Below are 1,243 nucleotides of genomic sequence, written 5' to 3'. Positions count from 1 at the left end.
TTTCATGCAGAGGGCGCAACACTTGCCATTTCGACTTCACATCCACACGCTGTAGAATGCCTCCTTATGGTAGGTACAGTTTTCCAATTGCTTTCGGACGTTTTATATAAGCGTTACCGTGAAGATAAACGCTTTGCGCTACAAACTCGCAGTGCCGTGTGTAATGCCGTAGAAGCAATGCAAATTGATGCCAAAGAAGCTGCTCAACGTTTAGCGCAACATCTTCATGCGAAAGAATCTGCACTCTACCTTGATAATGAACAGCTTAAAGCAATTCAAGACAGCTATCAGCTTGTTGCAATGCCTAACCCAAGTAATGTCATGACTCGTCATGCATTTATGATCAATGGTATGAATGCGGAATGTGCAGAGCTTGCACAAAATATTCGAACTGAAATTTTGATGGGTAAAAAATCAATTCCTCAAAATGACAGCCCGAGTAGTGCAGCATCTTAAAAATTTATTGTGCGCATTTAAACCTAGCCATCCGGCTAGGTTTTTTTATCTAAATTTATGGTATTTATTTTAAATAATTTTATTTCCTTATGATTTATTTATCTAAATAAATCCGGTTCTATGATGTTGAGTCGTAAATTTGGATAAATCAGAATCATAGGCAAAATTCTATAAACAGCGTAAACTATGCGAAATTTATTCAATAGAAATTGTCTTACGACAAAAAAAGGTGAAAGCGAATGCCGCTGAGTCGTGTTGAAGAACTTGTCGCCGATATTCGTGCAGGCAAAATGGTCATCTTAATGGATGACGAAGACCGTGAAAATGAAGGTGACCTTGTCATCGCAGCAACGCATGTACGCCCTGAAGATATTAACTTCATGATTACACATGCACGCGGTTTAGTTTGCTTAACTTTAAGCCGTGAACGTTGTAAACAATTAAACCTCCCGCTGATGGTTGACCAGAACGGTGCCCAGCATGGTACTAACTTTACGTTATCTATCGAAGCAGCTGAAGGTATTACTACAGGTATTTCGGCAGCAGAACGTGCTCACACGATTCAAGCTGCTGTGGCAGCACATGCCAAACCAACCGATATTGTACAACCGGGCCATATTTTCCCACTCATGGCACAGCCAGGTGGTGTATTACACCGTGCAGGTCATACCGAGGCAGGTTGTGATTTAGCACGACTGGCAGGTCTTGAGCCTGCATCTGTCATTTGTGAAATCATCAAAGAAGATGGCACAATGGCACGCCGCGCAGATTTAGAAATTTTTGCTGA

At 41.4% G+C, this 1,243-nt stretch carries 1 protein-coding gene and 1 pseudogene; both read left to right on the top strand.

The window, feature by feature from the left end:
• A pseudogene (locus VXQ92_RS19005) lies at positions 1-456 on the top strand (hypothetical protein); the annotation flags it as partial.
• A 239-nt stretch (positions 457-695) separates the two neighbouring features.
• On the top strand, positions 696-1,243 hold a 548-nt coding region (gene ribB, locus VXQ92_RS19000; RefSeq protein ID WP_416682847.1), incomplete at its 3' end, for a 3,4-dihydroxy-2-butanone-4-phosphate synthase.

The sequence above is a fragment of the Acinetobacter sp. 228 genome, from assembly GCF_048147885.1.
Note: the sequence above shows the minus strand (reverse complement) of the source record. Positions and strands in the feature narration are given on the sequence as shown.